The 212-nt window shown below is 72.2% G+C and carries 1 protein-coding gene; it reads left to right on the top strand.

Annotated elements, in window-relative coordinates:
• Positions 1-212: hypothetical protein (locus IF00_RS46640; RefSeq protein ID WP_209439857.1), on the top strand; the 212-nt coding region annotated here is incomplete at both ends.

The raw sequence follows: 212 nt of genomic DNA, 5'->3' as shown, positions 1-212 counted from the left end.
GGCGCGTGAACTGCCGGTCTCGGTGACCGCCGTCGCCGACACGGCGGAGGGCGCCCGCGATGGCGTCGGCGCACCGGCCGTGACCCGGGCGAGGATCTCTGTGGAGTCCCGTACCGCCGCTGAGAAGGCGGGTGTTGACGGGCTGTTGCTCACTGTCGGCAGGGCTGACGGTGTGAGTTCTGCCGGTCGGGCGCGCGTCAGCGTCGACTACG

The organism is Streptomyces flavochromogenes, assembly GCF_000717595.1.
GTDB classification, from domain to species: Bacteria; Actinomycetota; Actinomycetes; order Streptomycetales; family Streptomycetaceae; genus Streptomyces; species Streptomyces flavochromogenes.
This window is presented reverse-complemented; position numbering and strand designations above follow the sequence as displayed.